Origin of the sequence: Dorea longicatena (genome assembly GCF_024168045.1) — a bacterium.
Taxonomy (GTDB): Bacteria; Bacillota; Clostridia; order Lachnospirales; family Lachnospiraceae; genus Dorea_A.
In genome coordinates, this window is record NZ_CP100126.1 from 84,841 (window position 1) to 100,577 (window position 15,737).

Sequence of the window (15,737 nt, forward strand, 5' to 3'; positions counted from 1 at the left end):
GATTCGACTATACCGTTTTTTGTATAAAAAGTCAATTAAAAATAAGAAAAAAATAATAAAACGTACAATATGCACGAAAATGACGTGCCAAAAACATAAATACTGCACAATTGACAATCCGATACTCAAGGCATTATACTAAAACCAGTTACCGAAGAGATTTTAAGAGAAAAGTAACCTGAGAGACAGAGTATGTCTTCTGACAGGTTTCTTTTCTCTTTTTTTATTCCCAATTTTAATTTTAAAGATAGCGGAATAACTTCTATAAGATCAGAACAGGTGCGCACAAATCTGGTTTTATAGAGGCTCATCGGTCAGAAGGAAGAAAAACATCTATATAAAGGGAAGTTTGAAAGGAGTTTTATAAAATGGCAATTATTTCAAGAGAACAGATCGTAGAAGGATTAGTAAAGATTCTTGGTGAGGAACAGGTAATCACAGATGAACAGGTATTAAAAGACAGCAGTATTGACAGATATAGAAAATATGAACAGGTATGTGAAGTATACACACAGCCAATTCCAGCAGCAGTTGTATATGTAAAGACACCGGAGCAGGTATCAGAAGTTCTTACATTTGCAAATGACAATGAGATCAACGTTGTACCAAGAACAGGACACTCTGCAATTGAAGGCGGACTTGAGACAGCATTAAAAGATTCTGTAGTTATCGACGGATCTATGATGAACAAAGTATTAAAAGTAGATGAATATAACATGCAGGTAACATGCCAGTGTGGTGTACCGCTTCAGGATCTTGACGATATGTTAAGAGAAAGAGGACTGACAACAGGACACTCTCCGCAGTCAAAACCACTTGCACAGATCGGTGGACTGGTAGCTACAAGAAGTATCGGACAGTTTTCTACATTATATGGTGGAATCGAAGACATGATCGTTGGTATGGAAGCAGTATTCCCGAACGGAAAGATCTGCAGAATCAAAAATGTACCAAGACGTGCAGCAGGACCGGACATCAGACACATTATCTGTGGAAATGAAGGAGCTCTCTGCTTCATCACAGAAGTTACATTAAAACTCTTCAAATGGCAGCCGGAAAACAACCGTTACATTGGATTCAAACTGGACAATGACCAGATGAAACTTGGATTTGACTGTTTACGTGAAGTTATGGTTGCAGGATACAGACCATCATTCGCAAGACTTTATGATGCACCGGATGCTCAGCAGCACTTCAGCTCATGGCTGGAAGAAGACAAAGCAATCCTGATCTGGATGGCAGAAGGACCGGCTAACATCACAAAAGCAATCGAAGAAGGAATCAAGGAAATGATGTACAAACATCCTGAACTTGAAGAAGTTGATCCAAAACTCATCGAGAAATGGTATAGTGGACTGAACTGGGGACCAGAACAGATTGCACAGGAAAGAGAAGAAATCAAAGCTACACACAATATAGGTATCACAACAGAGGTATCCGGAAGCTGGGATAACATTTATGAGATCTACAAGACAGCTTGCGACAGAATCCTTGCAGAAGTACCTGATATGACATTGATGGGCGGACATTCTTCACACAGCTACATCAACGGAACAAATATGTATTTTGTGTATTACTACAATGTAGTCGACTGTGCGCCTGAAGAAGAGATTAATAAATACCATGACAGAATCAATCAGATTATTTGCGAACAGGTTATTAAATACGGCGGATCCATCGTACATCATCACGGACTTGGAAAAGCAAGAGCAAAATATGCTCCACAGGAGTACGGCTCATCATACTACATGCTGAAAACATTAAAACAGGCATTTGATCCAAATGGTATTATGAACATGGGAACACTGATTCCGTTGAGAAAATAATGGCTTATGAGAATATTAGGGTGTTTTAAAGTTGTATCAGATTATGATCTGGTGGCAGATGAAGACTGGATACCAGATGAACAGTTACATATAGATACTGGGTATGTAAAATTATTGTGGAATTGTTATGACGAAGGTGCCCTGGAGATGATGCTGAAGCTTTCTGATTTATCAGAAGGCTTCGGTGTCGTATATGAATTGAATGCATTGACGGTCGGAAAGAAAAAGCATGAAAATTTTCTGAAGATATTGTATGCACTTGGATTCGAACATGCAGCCAGGGCTGAATCGGAAGAAGACAAGGTGTTTGTGCCGGAAGAAATCGCGGGAATGATTGCATCATATGTACAGAAGGAACAGAATCAGGATGTGATCGTCATGGGAACTGGAAGCTCGGATGGAAATAATCGGAAGACACCGTATCTGACGGCAGAAAAACTAGGGTGGCCGTGTATTACGCAGGTAGTCGGAATGGAGCCGGTAGATGAAGCGCATCTGAAAGTCATCAGTGAGACGACAGACGGAAAGCGTATCTGGACGGTCAAGACACCGTGTGTACTTGCAGTAGGAAATGCACCATGTGTATACTTAAGAGTGCCGACGTTAAAAGACAAGATGAGTCGTGGAAAACGACCGATTGAATATGTGACAGAATTTCCAGAGGAAAAAGAAGATTCTGGAGTGGAACTCGTGGATCTGCATGTGGTAAAACACAACCGGGATGCGAAAGTAATAGAGGGAGAGACTCCGGAAGAAAAAGCGGCTACATTTTATGAAAATTATCTGAAAGGCAGGCTGGAAGAATTATGAGATATCACTTTGTATTGAATGGATACTTGCAGAACTGTCAGAAGTTAATGCAGGAGATGAAAGCGTTTAAGGAAATGTATCTTTCCGATGCGGAAGAAGGTATTACATATCTGTATTGCCAAAGTGAGGAGATTGCAAAGCAATTAAATGGACAGCTGACAAAGAATGTCAGTGTATTGGCGGCAGAAGAATATGTGCCGGAGACGGTATTGAAGGGGCTGGAAGAACTTGCAAAGCCGAAAGATATATATATATTTGGAAGTGATTATGCAGGAGAAGAACTTGCAGTCCGGCTGGGAGCGAGAATGGGAGGAAGCTCGCTTACGGCGGTCAGCAGCGTCGGTATAGAGAATGGAACAGAAGATAAAATAAAAGCCGGAAAGATGGTCTACTCCAATCATATGGAAGCAGTCTTTCAGATGAAAAAAGGACCATATTGCATCAGTCTGGCAAAAGGGTTTGCAAAGATGGAACTGCATCCAGGGCAGATGCAGATTACAGAAGTTCATAACTTTAATGACAAGGATGCAACTTCTTATATTATAGAAAGAAGTTTTGTACCGGAAGATCAGGAAGAAGGTCTGGAAGAAGCAAAAGTTCTAATCGCGGCGGGCCGAGGAATCGGTAAAAAAGAACATATCGCGCTTTTGCAGGAGCTGGCAGAAAGAATCGGTGGACAGGTAGGTGTGAGCCGTCCGGCAGCAATGAATGCATGGCTTCCGATGAATCATTTGATTGGTGTGTCGGGAGCAATGACCAATCCGGAAGTGTGTATCGCAGTTGGTGCATCGGGTGCAGCTGCATTTTATGCAGGAATTGAAAAGAGTAAGTTTATAGTGGCAGTTAATACAGATGAAAAGGCGCCAATTATGAAAAATGCCGATGTGGTGGTCGTAGAAGATTTTAAGCCATTCATCGAGGCATTAAATAAAATATTAGAAAAACATAAGATCAGAGAAGTATAAATTTAAGGATACAAGAAAACGTAAGGAGGCGGAAAATATGGCAGCAACAATTTATCAGATGGAAGAAAAATATGAAGAATATCTGATAGACGAGTCGAAATATAAAGGCCATGCGGACAGCATTTCGTTCCCGGAATCAGAAGATGAGATACTTGCTATATTAGAAGAGATGAAAGAAGAACAGATACCAGTGACGATTCAGGGGGCGAAGACAGGAATTACGGGAGCAGGTGTTCCGATGGGAGGCCATATTTTAAATCTGTCTCATATGAATCAGGTAATAGAACATTCGATAGAAGCGGATGGAACCGGACGGATCACAGTAGAACCGGGGATTAATCTTATAGAGCTTCGGAAAGAAATTACGGCAAGATTCCGAAAAGAGCAGTTGTTCTGGCCGCCGGATCCGACAGAAACGTCGGCTTCTATCGGAGGAATTGTGGCATCGGGGGCACAGGGAATCAGTCATATGTTATATGGAGAGACGGAGAATTATATAGAAAGTATTCGCCTGGTTGATGGATCAGGTAATGTAAGAGACATTTCCAGAGGCCAGAAAGAAGAAATCCTGCCGGGTGAGACAATGGATGCGCTGAATATGGTTCTCGGAAAAGAAGGAATTACGGGAATCATTACCAGAATCACATTGAAAGTAATTCCAAAACCGGAAGCTATCTGGGGAATCGTCTTCTTCTTTGAAGAAAAAGAAGGAGCCGCCGGATTTGTAGATATGCTTCGCAGTGAATTGCCGGAAGCGGAAGATGCAAAGATTGCGGCAGTAGAATATATGGATCGCAGAAGTATGGATCTGATCGAAGCCAGAAAAGAGACGATGACAAAAATCAAGGAACTGCCGGATATTGAAGAGAATATTCAGGCACTGGTTTACACGGAACTTCAGGGAAGTGAAGAAGGAATTGAGATAATTGCCGAAAGCCTGATGGAAGCTGCCATGGAGTGTGGAAGCGATCCGGATCAGGCATGGGCACTGTCCGGAGAGACAGAGGTGGAGAAGCTTCATGCATTCCGCCATGCGGCAGCCGAGACAGCGAACCTTTATATCGAAGAACAGAGAAGAAACGATGACCGGATCACGAAGCTGGGAACAGATATGGTGATCGGTGAGCAGACATTTAAAGATCTGCTGGAACAGTATGAAGAAGACATGAACCAGGCTGGCCTGGAAGGCTGTATCTTCGGACATGCACTGGAGAATCATCTGCATGTGAATATCCTGCCTGAGGATTATGAAGCATATGAAAAGGGCATCGAACTCATCAGAAACTGGGCGGAACGTACCAGAGCCTTACATGGAGTCCTGTCGGGAGAACATGGCGTTGGCAAGTTAAAACGTCAGATATTAGGTGCCTGCGTTCCGGAAGATTATCAGGAATTGTGCAGAAAGTTAAAGGCGCATCTGGATATAGAAGGCAGATTGAATCAGGGAAATATACTGGGATAGGAAGTGGAATACGTATGAAAATTGCGGTATGTATGAAACAGGTTCCGGCAACTTCGCAGGGAGATATGGATAAAAAGACCGGTGTAATGATCCGTTCGGGTCTGCAGGCAATTGTAAATGTATATGATCTTGCGGCATTGGAAGCAGCACTCCGTATCAGAGAACAATGTGGCGGGGAAGTGCATGTATTTACAATGGGACCAGATAAAGCAGAGATGGTTCTGCGGGAAGCTTTTGCAATGGGAGCAGATGAGGGATATCTGATCTGCGACAAAGCATTTGCCGGAGCGGATGTGCTTGCAACGTCTTATACACTGAAGCAGGCGATACAGTCGTCAGATGATTATGATATGATCTTATGCGGAAGACAGACAACGGATGGAGATACCGCTCAGGTAAGCGGTGCGATTGCGGAATGGATGCAGATACCGAGACTGAACTGGGTGACCGGGATAGATGTTCTGGATGAGCATACGTTAGGGGTTGAATATTGTATGGAACACAGAACAGTAATGGCGAAAGTAACACTTCCGTGTCTTATGTCCGTAGAACGTGACGGATTCCCACCGAGAATGCCATCTCTTAAGTTGAAGATCTGCGGAAGAAAAAAAGAGATCCATCGGATCTCTATGGCGGATCTGGAAGATCAGAATCCGGAACATTATGGACTGAAGGGATCTGCCACAAGAGTGAAGAAGATATATCCTCCGGAGCAGACAAGCAAACAGGAACTCTTGTGTATGGAAAAGGATGAGGCTGCGCTGTATATTGCGGAAGTCCTGAATGAATTACTGAAGGAGGATGGACAATGATAGAAGCAGATAAAAAAGAATGGTCCGGAATCCTTGTGTATCTGGAATGTTATAAAGGAGAACTTCATACAGCAAGTGAAGAACTAATCGGGGAAGCAGTCAGGTTGTCCGAAGTGTCAAAAGATCCGGTCTATGTGGCAGGAATCGGAAAGGATATGGATAGAATCCGGGAAGCACTGGATGGTTATCCGGTTGCAAAAGCATATCTGTATGAATCAGAAGACGAATATGAATCACCGTTATATACGAAGATCATGGCGGAATGCATAGAAGAGCTGAAGCCTGCGATTGTACTGGTGGGAGGTACATACGAAGGAAGATCGCTTGCACCGGGACTGGCAGTTAGATTCCAGACCGGTCTTACGGCAGACTGCACAGGACTTGCAATCAATGAGGAAGGAAATCTTGTTCAGTCGAGACCGGCATTTGGTGGAAATATTATGGCAGATATTGTGACACAGTTTAGCAGGCCGCAGTTTGCAACGGTAAGGCCAGGCGTCATGCAGAAGGTGGCTAAGAACGAGCAGAATGTCACAGAATATGTAAACAAAAAAGTAAAGAAAGAAAGTAAAGAAATAGAGATCATATCGTTGAAGGCAGAAAAGTCAGAAAAAGGAATTACCGAAGCGAAGATAGTGATAGTTGCCGGACGCGGTGTGAAGAAAAAAGAAGATCTGGAGATGTTAAAAGAACTGGCCGGACTTGTAGGAGGAAAGCTCGCATCCAGCCGTGCACTTGTCGAAAAAGGTTGGATGTTGCCGAAAGAGCAAATCGGCTTATCGGGGAATACCGTGAGTCCGGACTATATGATTACTTGTGGAGTATCGGGAACGGTACAGTTCATGGCAGGTATGAAGAATACAAAAAATATCATAGCGATCAATGAAGATCCGAAGGCGAGGATATTCGAGATCGCACATTATCCGATGGTCGGAGATCTGTACGAAATCGTACCGGAACTGATTCGGATTATAAAAGAGAGGAGAGGAGATCGCTGAGATTTCAATATCAACTTACCAGGGCTGAGATAGAGGAGGCACTTTTGTGTCTGGATTACAAAAAAGAAGGGAATTTCAGAGATATAAATGTAGGCGTGATTAGTCTGATCGGTGTGGGAGCATTGATCGCATATATACGCAATACACAGCAATTCTTCTGGATCGTGTTATTGGGTGGTGTGGTTCTGTTGCTTTTGTATATCATTTATGTGCCTGTGTTTAGCAGAAAGTGGAGAGCAAAAAAGATTGCAGGGGAAAAGGGAAGCTATAATGTCAGGTTACAAAATGACAAGATTAAGTATGGAGATAAGAATGAATCCATTGAAATGACTGGTAAAAATACGGAAGTATATATTTCCGAGAAGCTTTATGTATTACGGGTGAACCGGGAAATATTTACAATTCCGAAAAGAATCATGAAAGAAAAGGAGGAACAGGAACTGGAACGGATATTGAGAGAAACTGGTTCCAAGATAGTGCACATAATGATAGAGAGAGGAGAAAAGTTATGACAGCGGCAGTAAAAGAAAAGAATGTAGAGTTAAAGTTAAGAAAAGCAGTATTTTTTCCGCCGTGGTTATTATTGATCGCGATGGTAGTAGTTAGTCTGGTAAATGGAGATGCATTCCTGGCGGGGTTGAATGCAGTTACAAGCTGGATTTTAAGAAATTTTTCATGGGCATTTAATGTTGTTACGGTTATGTGTGTAGTTACCGTGATTGTTGTATATTTTTCACCGCTTGGAAAAGTCAGGATTGGGGGAAGTAAGGCGCATCCAAAGATGAAATTTCTGGATTTGGTATGGATTACACTTTGTACAACGATTGCAGCAGGAATTTTATTTTGGGCATGTGCCGAACCATTGTATCATTTATATGGACCACCGGCCTCCGAAGGTGTAAAGGCCGCTTCGCCGGGAGCAGCAATATTTGCAATGAAGACAATGTTTCTGGAATGGACATGGTCACCATATGCAATCTATACAGTAGCAACACTGGTATTTGCGTTTGTATTCTATAACATGAAAGAACCATATTCGATGGGTTCTGCACTTATACCTGCATTGGGTAACAGAATCAAAAAGTATAATGGAGTAGTCGATGTGATTTGTCTGGTGACACTGGTGGCAGGTATGTCTGCGTCACTTGGAACTGGAACACTCACAATTGCAGGAGGAATCCAGAATCTTACCGGGATAAAGAGTGGTGCGGTTATGTGGGGAATTGTTATTGTTGTAATCGTTACAACATTCATTATTTCCAGTGTATCCGGCGTTATGAAAGGAATCAAACTTCTTTCGTCGATCAATGCAAAAGTATACATGGTATTATTTGCGTTTCTTTTGGTGTTTGGACCGACAGCTTATATGTTAAATATGTCAGTAGAATCATGGGGAGCATATGTCAGGGATTTCCTTCCGATGAGTTTGATGTCCGGTGATGTATTTGGAGATACATGGGCAAGAAGCTGGCCGATTTTCTATTGGTGTAACTGGCTTTCATGGACACCGGTAACGGCAGTATTCCTTGGAAAGATTTTAAAAGGCTATACGATTAAAGATGCAATCAAATGTAACTTCATTATTCCAGCTATTTTCAGTACAATCTGGATGGGACTGTTCTCTACCGCAACAATTTATTATGAGTTGAACGGAGCCGGAATGTATGATACTCTATTGAGCAAAGGGACAGAAGCGGTTGTATATAAAGTGTTTGAACAGCTTCCATTAGCGGTAATTGTTATTCCGTTTTATTTGTTTATTGTATTTATTTCATTTGTTACAGCTTCGGATTCAAACACGAATGCGATGGCAGGACTTTGCACATATGGTATTACACAGGAAGAACAGGAAGCAGCACCATGGCTGAAGATCGTATGGGGAGTCACAGTTGGCGTTGTAACATGGATCCTGATCAGCTTTGCGGGAATTGATGGTATTAAAGCAGCATCGAACCTGGGAGGATTCCCGAATATGTTCATTATGATTTTGATGATCATAGGACTGTTGAAGATTGCGAAGAATCCGCAGAAGTATGATGTGCATAAAGAAGACTATGACAGCAATGGAAGGCCTATAGAGAGTCCGCGTCTGCCTGTGAAGGAGGAATAGAAGATGGAATCTTTGACAAAGGACTTTTTTATGGAAGCAACAGAGAACTGTCCGGTAATTCCGGAGATTATCAATGATGAATGGCTGGGGGCGCTTCCGGAATCAGACTGCGAGATTGTATATATTGTTTATGGAGATATCTGCACCATTCCGGAGATTGTAGAGAAAGTAAAAGCAGCAGGAAAGATGGCGATCGTACATATGGATTTAATCGTCGGACTTTCCTCAAAGGAAATCAGTGTAGATTTTCTTAAGAAATATACAAAAGTCGATGGAATCATCAGTATGAAGCCGGCAATGATCAAACGGGCAAACGATGTAGGACTGTTTACAATCCAGAGATTTTATTTGATGGACCGTTTTACGTATGCAAATATTGAAAAACATATCAAGAACTGCAATCCGGACATTGTAGAGTTTCTTCCAGCAGGCCTTTCAAAGGTTATGAGTTTTCTGATAGAAAAGATTGACAGGCCGGTAGTGGCAAGTGGCCTAACGCAGGATAAAGACGATGTAATGGGTGCGTTAAAAGCAGGTGCAATTGCAGTTGCAACGTCGAACCGCAGAGTGTGGGACTGTTAGAAAGCAGGTGAAAAAATGAATGCAGATACGGTATGTCTGGCATGTTGCAGGAACAAAGCAGAAGGACTTCTTGAGCAGTACGGGGTGTCGGAAGAGACCCGGGAGATACTCCTGAAGCGTATCGATAAATTCCTGAAGAAAGACAAAAGAACCGGAGATATGCCAGCACCGGTGATGATGGCGGAGATATTGTCCATAGTCGATGAAAAAGTAGGAATTATGGATGCATATGAAAAGCCGAAAAAGAAGTATAACCGAAAGCTTCTTGAGATGGAAGAAGCAGTGATTGCCGATATAGAGAAGGCAGAAGATGAATTCCTTGCAGCCATCCAGTATGCGGTAACAGGAAATTATATAGATTTCGGAGCAATGGATGATGTGAGTGAAGATATGCTTGGAAAATTGTTGGAGAACCGGGCTGATGTGGAACTGAACACAGATGAGCTGGCAAGACTTAAGAGAGAACTGGAAGAAGCAGGAACACTGGTATATATTACTGATAATGCCGGTGAAATTGTGTTGGATAAAGTGTTTATCAGAATCCTGAAGAAATTATATCCTCAGCTGGATATAACAGTAGTTGTAAGGGGATTTCCTACGTTGAACGATGCAACATATGAAGATGCAGAAGATATAGGACTGACGGATCTTGTGAATGTAATGCCAAATGGAACCGATGTGCCGGGAACACCGATTGATGAGATTAATCCAGAGGTGAGGCATCTGATCGATGAAGTGGATCTGTGTATTGCAAAAGGTCAGGGGAATTTTGAGACACTGCATGGAAGCGGAAGGAATATCTTTTATCTCTTCCTGTGTAAATGTGAATTATTTACAAGTAAATTTCAGACGGAACGTTTTACTCCTGTATTGAATAATGAACTTAGAATTGTGCAAAGTGCATAAAAAATAAAAACATTCTTTTGGTATTATCACGATATTGACATATTTAGGCGTTGGATTTACAATATAGACAGTTACTAAAAGAGCGGAAGAGAGAGTAACTTTTACCTACAGAAAGTGGGTAGAAGGAATTCTCTCTTTTTTTTGTTTCTTCATTGTGCGCAGATGGAGAAATACGTTTTAGAAAAACAAATGTTGGGACAAAATGGAGGTAAAAAATAATGTTAAATATTAATGATTTTTCAATGGATTTCTTTTCTTTAAAGGGTAAAAATGCAATTGTTACAGGTGGAAACAGTGGACTTGGACAGGCATTTGCACTGGCACTTGCAAAAGCAGGAGCAAACATCTTCACATTTGCTTATGTAGATGATGACGGAACAACAAAGAAATTAATCGAGGACTGCGGAGTGAAATATACATTCATGCAGGGAGATCTGACAGAAGATGGTATGTGTGACAAAGTTGCTGAGAAATGTGTAGAGACATACGGAAGCATCGATATTCTTGTAAACTGTGCAGGTATATGCAAGATCGCTGATGTTCTTGATTTCGGCAGAGCAGAATGGGATCCAATGATCGCAATCAACCTGACAGGTGCATTTGACTTAAGCCATGCAGTTGCTAAATATATGATTCCTCAGAAGAGCGGAAGAATCATTAACATCTGCTCACTCTTCTCATTCCTCGGAGGACTTGGATCTCCTGCATACGCAGCTATGAAAGCTGGTCTTATGGGACTTACAAAAGCATACGCAGATGAACTTGGAAAATATGGTATCACAGTAAATGGTATCGCTCCTGGATACTTCCAGACAGCTATGACAGCCGGAACAGGAAGCGGAAATGAAGACGATCCGAAATACGTTAAGATCAAAGAGCACATTCCTGCAGACCGTTGGGGAGAAAGACAGGATCTTATGGGAGCAATGGTGTTCCTTGCAAGTAAAGCAGCAGATTATGTAAATGGGACATTGCTGGTAGTAGACGGAGGATATCTGGTAAGATAATCAGACAGTAACTTCAGAGTAAGACAGGAGTAGATAACAATGAGTAAAAAATATTTGATGGGTATTGATGAAGGATCACAGAGCGCAAAGATTACGATCTTTGATATAGTCGGAAATATTGTATGTGAGGCAAGAGAGCCGCTCCGCCCATACGACCTTCCAAAACCGGGATATGTAGAACATCCGGATGATGACTGGTGGGATGCAATCTGTAAAGCGTCCAAAAAGTGTATGGATAAATTTGAAGGAGATCCAAAAGACATCCTTGGAATCGGACTTTGTACGATCCGTTGCTGCAGAGCATATCTGAAAGAAGATGGAACACTTGCACAGCCGGCGTTGAGTTGGATGGATATCCGTGTATCACAGCCATATGAGCATGTGAATCCAGATGTAAAATATATCGTAGCTTCTTCTGGATATATCACACACAGATTAACCGGAGAGCGTAAAGATACAGTTGCCAACTATGAATATGGATGGCCTGTAGATGTAGATAAATGGCAGTGGTCAGATGATCCGGAAGCATACAAGGCAACAGGAATGCCAAGAGAGATGCTCTTCGATCTGGTAATGCCAGGAGATGTTTTGGGATATGTAACAGAAGAGGCTGCCGAAGCAACAGGTCTTCCACGGGGAGTTCCGGTTGTTGCAACATCGAATGATAAAGCTGTTGAAGGTCTCGGAACCGGATGCATGGGTGATAAAACAGCATGCATTTCACTTGGAACTTACACAACTGCTATGATGGAAGGGAAAGAGAATTTAAAAGGCACATCTTATGCATGGCCGAAATTCTCTTGTGTACCGAATAAATATTTCTACGACAGCAACGGAATCCGCAGAGGTATGTGGACAGTAAGCTGGTTCAGAGATGTACTTGGTGACAGCTACATTCAGATGGCAAAAGAAAAAGGAATGTCTGCAGAAGAACTCCTGAGCGAGGAAGCTGAAAAAGTTCCTGCAGGAAGTGATGGACTGATGACAGTTCTTGACTGGCTGGCGCCTGTAGATGCCCGCTATAAGAAAGGTATTATGATCGGATTCGATGGAAGACATACCAGAGGACATATTTATCGTTCTATCCTGGAAGCTGTTGCGATGACGATCAAGGGACATACAGAAGACATGGTTAATGAAGTCGGCGTGACTCTGGATAAGATTATTATCACAGGCGGTGGATCTAACAGTGATCTGTTTATGCAGATTTTTGCTGATGTATTCAATCTTCCGGCAGTAAGAAATGTGGTTAACGGAGCAGCCGGACTTGGCTCTGCGATCTGTGCGGCAGTTGCTACAGATGTGTACGGAAGTTTCGAAGAAGCAGTAGAAGGAATGGTTAAGATTCAGGATACATTTGTTCCAAATCCGGAAAATGTAGAACTGTATAAGAAGATGATTCCTATTTATAAAGATATTACTGTACATACAGATGAAGTATTGAAGAAGACATACGAATTATTTGAATAGTATAGAATTCAGAAAGATATAGGTGATTATGAAGAACAGACCACTCATTTTGGTTACAAATGATGATGGGATTCATAGTCCGGGCTTGTATGCGGCAGCGCAGGCTGCTGCGAAGATAGGAGATGTGTTAATTGCAGCGCCTCATACCCAGCAGACTGGGATGGGGCGCTCTTTTCCTAGATGTCCGGATGACGGAATCATAGAGGAAATTGATGTACAGGAAAGAATGCGAGAGGAATTCTGGTATGAGGAAATGTATGATGGAGAAATTCGGGCGTATGCAGTGCATGGAAGTCCAGCACGTGCGGTGGCGCATGGTGTATTAGAACTTGCGGACAGGAAACCGGATCTCTGTGTCAGCGGGATTAATTATGGAGAGAATCTTGGGACTTGCCTGACTTGTAGTGGGACGATGGGAGCACTTTTTGAGGCGTCAAGTTATGGAATCCCAGGGATAGCAGTGTCTGTTGAAGCTGACCTTTCCAGACAGCATTCCGAAGACTTTGGAAAGAGAGACTGGAGTGCAGCACAGAGTATTTTGGAGAGGTACATTCGTCAGGTTCTGGAGAAAGGAATGTCAGGAAAAAGTAATTCGGATGAAACAACGATAGTGACAGCAGATGCATGGAATATTAATGTGCCGAATGGACTGCAGTTTCCGTATCCAGAACGAAGAACGGTATTAAGTCGACAGAATTATTTCTATTTTGTAAAGCCTGAGAAGAGGAATCGTAGTCAGCCATACCGGCTGAAGAGTGAGAAAATCGTGAATATAGAAAGCCTGGAAAGAGACAGCGATATCTATGCGGTCTATGTAGAACGGGTGGCATCAGTGACGTTGTTGAACTTTGATATAACGGCCAGACCGCGGAAGATGTATTGATAATAAATATGTGTAATTTTCGCAAAAAATTGTGAAAACACTTTCTTGACAAAACATACCTCATGGATTAAAATAATTGACAATTCAACATTTTTTATGGCGATGAAGGGAATTAGTACATGGGAATCCAGCTGCAGAGAGGATATCATATGGTGTGAGATATCTGCTGTTCATCACATGGAACCGGTCCTGGAGCCACTGTATGAAAGTGCAGCGTGTCAGCCGGCGTTAACGGCCAATGAAGAGAGCTGCGAAAGGGTCGCAGTTAACTAGGGTGGTACCGCCGAGCTTTTCGGTCCCTTTTTCGGGGAGTCGAAAGGCCCGGCGTTTTTTGTGCCAGGTTGCGGAACTCCCGGCAAAAAAATAACGTGGAATAAGGATTCCACCAAAATTGAAAAGGAGAAGAGAAACATGGCAAAGGAAAAATTAGTCAAAAACATTACATCTCGTGACGAAGATTTCGCACAGTGGTACACAGACGTTGTACGTGAAGCAAATCTTTGTGATTATTCAAGCGTAAAAGGATGCATGAACTACTTACCGAATGGTTATGCGATCTGGGAACTGATCCAGTCAGATCTGGACAGACGTTTTAAAGAAACAGGAGTTGAGAATGTATACCTGCCAGTACTGATTCCGGAATCACTTCTGGAAAAAGAAGCTGATCACGTAGAAGGATTCGCACCGGAAGTTGCATGGGTAACACATGGTGGAATGGAAAGACTGCAGGAAAGATTATGCGTACGCCCTACATCAGAGACATTGTTCTGTGACCTCTGGGCAAAGACTGTAAAATCATACAGAGATCTTCCAAAGGTATGGAACCAGTGGAACTCCGTTCTCCGTTGGGAGAAGACAACAAGACCATTCCTCCGTTCAAGAGAATTCTTATGGCAGGAAGGTCACACACTTCATGCAACATATGAAGAAGCTGAAGAAAGAACAATCCAGATGTGGGAAGTTTATAAGGATTGCTATAAAGAGACAATGGCTATCCCATTCGTAGCAGGAAGAAAGGCAGAACACGAGAAATTCGCCGGAGCAGAAGACACATACACGATCGAAGCACTGATGCATGACGGAAAAGCACTTCAGTCTGCGACAAGCCATTTCTTCGGAAACGGATTCCCGGATGCATTCGGAATCAAATATGTAGATAAGAACAATGAACTGCACAGTGCGTATGAGACATCATGGGGATGGTCAACAAGAAGTATCGGAGCCCTGATCATGGTTCACGGCGACGATGACGGACTGGTACTGCCACCACACGTAGCACCGGTTGAATGTAGAATCATTCCAATCGCCCAGCACAAAGAAGGTGTACTTGACAGATCTTATGCACTGCTTGACGAACTGAAAAAAGCAGGATACAGAGTGAAGATCGATGATTCTGATAAGAGTACAGGATGGAAATTCTCTGAGCAGGAGATCCTTGGTATCCCAACACGTATCGAGATCGGACCAAAGGATATCGAGAAGAACCAGGTTGTTGTGGTACGTCGTGACAACCGTGAGAAGATCGTTGTATCTCTCGATGAGATTGCAGTAAAACTGCGCGAGATCTTAGAGCAGGAACAGCAGGATATGTACAACAGAGCAGAAGAATTCCTGAACAGTCATATCGATACAGCTACAACAATGGATGAGATGGTTGAGAAGTTCAAAGCCAATCGCGGATTCGTAAAAGCATGCTGGTGTGGAGATCCGGAATGTGAAGGAGAAGTAAAATACAGCACAGGCGGAGCTGCTACAAGATGTCTGATCGAAGATGAAGAATTCATTTCCGATAAATGTATTTATTGCGGAAAACCTGCGAAACACATGGCTTACTGGGGTAAATCATATTAAGAATAAACGGATTATAAAGATGGACGGTGGATTAAAAAATCCACCGTCTATTTTC

Annotated in this window: 14 protein-coding genes and 1 other annotated feature; all 14 genes read left to right on the forward strand. The window is 42.5% G+C overall.

Features of this window, described 5'->3' with window-relative positions; all coding sequences use genetic code 11:
* Window positions 1–368 precede the first annotated feature (368 nt).
* The 14 genes from NKF87_RS00385 (at window position 369) to proS (ending at window position 15,682) form a co-directional block, all read left to right on the forward strand.
* Window positions 369–1,826, forward strand: coding sequence for an FAD-binding oxidoreductase (locus NKF87_RS00385; RefSeq protein ID WP_253583780.1), 1,458 nt, complete (start codon window positions 369–371; stop codon window positions 1,824–1,826).
* A gap of 6 nt (window positions 1,827–1,832) precedes the next feature.
* The gene (locus tag NKF87_RS00390; protein WP_253583782.1) at window positions 1,833–2,636 is read left to right on the forward strand and encodes an electron transfer flavoprotein subunit beta/FixA family protein; all 804 of its coding nucleotides are present in this window, start codon (window positions 1,833–1,835) and stop codon (window positions 2,634–2,636) included.
* Window positions 2,633–3,601, forward strand: a complete 969-nt coding sequence (locus tag NKF87_RS00395) for an electron transfer flavoprotein subunit alpha/FixB family protein (protein WP_253583784.1) — start codon at window positions 2,633–2,635, stop codon at window positions 3,599–3,601. The genes NKF87_RS00390 and NKF87_RS00395 overlap by 4 nt, the downstream gene beginning before the upstream one ends.
* 37 nt (window positions 3,602–3,638) lie before the next feature.
* Window positions 3,639–5,063 carry an FAD-binding oxidoreductase gene (locus NKF87_RS00400; protein ID WP_253583786.1) on the forward strand — a complete coding sequence of 475 codons (1,425 nt, stop codon included), beginning with the start codon at window positions 3,639–3,641 and terminating at the stop codon, window positions 5,061–5,063.
* Between the two features lie 14 nt (window positions 5,064–5,077).
* Window positions 5,078–5,875, forward strand: coding sequence for an electron transfer flavoprotein subunit beta/FixA family protein (locus tag NKF87_RS00405; RefSeq protein WP_253583788.1), 798 nt, complete (start codon window positions 5,078–5,080; stop codon window positions 5,873–5,875).
* Entirely contained in the window at window positions 5,872–6,873 is a 1,002-nt protein-coding gene (locus NKF87_RS00410; protein ID WP_253583790.1) for an electron transfer flavoprotein subunit alpha/FixB family protein, read from the forward strand. The genes NKF87_RS00405 and NKF87_RS00410 overlap by 4 nt, the downstream gene beginning before the upstream one ends.
* A gap of 44 nt (window positions 6,874–6,917) precedes the next feature.
* Entirely contained in the window at window positions 6,918–7,385 is a 468-nt protein-coding gene (locus NKF87_RS00415; protein ID WP_253583792.1) for a hypothetical protein, read from the forward strand.
* Window positions 7,382–8,983, forward strand: coding sequence for a BCCT family transporter (locus NKF87_RS00420; protein ID WP_253583794.1), 1,602 nt, complete (start codon window positions 7,382–7,384; stop codon window positions 8,981–8,983). The genes NKF87_RS00415 and NKF87_RS00420 overlap by 4 nt, the downstream gene beginning before the upstream one ends.
* 3 nt (window positions 8,984–8,986) lie before the next feature.
* A complete protein-coding gene (locus NKF87_RS00425) occupies window positions 8,987–9,565 on the forward strand; it encodes a glycerol-3-phosphate responsive antiterminator (protein ID WP_253583796.1) in 579 nt (192 codons plus the stop codon).
* A 15-nt stretch (window positions 9,566–9,580) separates the two neighbouring features.
* A complete protein-coding gene (locus NKF87_RS00430; protein WP_253583798.1) occupies window positions 9,581–10,471 on the forward strand; it encodes a damage-control phosphatase ARMT1 family protein in 891 nt (296 codons plus the stop codon).
* Between the two features lie 218 nt (window positions 10,472–10,689).
* The gene (locus NKF87_RS00435) at window positions 10,690–11,478 is read left to right on the forward strand and encodes an SDR family oxidoreductase (protein ID WP_028087900.1); all 789 of its coding nucleotides are present in this window, start codon (window positions 10,690–10,692) and stop codon (window positions 11,476–11,478) included.
* Between the two features lie 39 nt (window positions 11,479–11,517).
* The gene (locus NKF87_RS00440) at window positions 11,518–12,948 is read left to right on the forward strand and encodes an FGGY-family carbohydrate kinase (protein ID WP_253583800.1); all 1,431 of its coding nucleotides are present in this window, start codon (window positions 11,518–11,520) and stop codon (window positions 12,946–12,948) included.
* Between the two features lie 28 nt (window positions 12,949–12,976).
* Window positions 12,977–13,831 (forward strand): 5'/3'-nucleotidase SurE, encoded by an 855-nt coding sequence (surE, locus tag NKF87_RS00445; protein ID WP_253583801.1) that lies wholly within the window; start codon window positions 12,977–12,979, stop codon window positions 13,829–13,831.
* Window positions 13,832–13,924: 93 nt separating this feature from the next.
* Window positions 13,925–14,135, forward strand: a binding site (T-box leader).
* Between the two features lie 107 nt (window positions 14,136–14,242).
* Complete coding sequence (gene proS / locus NKF87_RS00450) at window positions 14,243–15,682, forward strand: proline--tRNA ligase (RefSeq protein ID WP_028088108.1); 1,440 nt, start codon at window positions 14,243–14,245, stop codon at window positions 15,680–15,682.
* Window positions 15,683–15,737: the final 55 nt, after the last annotated feature.